The organism is Delftia sp. DLF01, assembly GCF_014852125.1.
In the GTDB taxonomy this organism is placed as follows: Bacteria; Pseudomonadota; Gammaproteobacteria; order Burkholderiales; family Burkholderiaceae_C; genus Comamonas; species Comamonas acidovorans.
Window position 1 is genome coordinate 1 of the sequence record NZ_JACVAZ010000019.1, and the last position, 350, is coordinate 350.

2 tRNA genes and 1 rRNA gene are annotated in these 350 nt (G+C 56.0%); all 3 read left to right on the forward strand.

The annotated features are described in order from the left end of the window. Nucleotides 1-50: ribosomal RNA gene (locus IB269_RS28945) — 16S ribosomal RNA — on the forward strand; the annotation flags it as partial. Nucleotides 51-135: 85 nt separating this feature from the next. Next, nucleotides 136-212, forward strand: a tRNA-Ile gene (locus IB269_RS28950). Nucleotides 213-242: 30 nt separating this feature from the next. Further along, nucleotides 243-318 (forward strand) — tRNA-Ala (locus IB269_RS28955). Nucleotides 319-350 lie beyond the last annotated feature (32 nt).

Below are 350 nucleotides of genomic sequence, written 5' to 3' on the forward strand. Positions count from 1 at the left end.
AGTCGTAACAAGGTAGCCGTATCGGAAGGTGCGGCTGGATCACCTCCTTTCTGGAAAACTGCTGTTCAAGTTGAACGCCCACACTTATCGGTTGTTGGAACAAGCCATGTGCCCTGGTTGCAGGGTGTGTGGACTGGGTCTGTAGCTCAGCTGGTTAGAGCACCGTCTTGATAAGGCGGGGGTCGTTGGTTCGAGCCCAACTAGACCCACCAAGATTCCAATGTCTGGTTGTCGAGGATCCCGGGGGATTAGCTCAGCTGGGAGAGCACCTGCTTTGCAAGCAGGGGGTCGTCGGTTCGATCCCGTCATCCTCCACCAAGATCGCGCTGGTGGCAGCAGCTTGAAAAAGC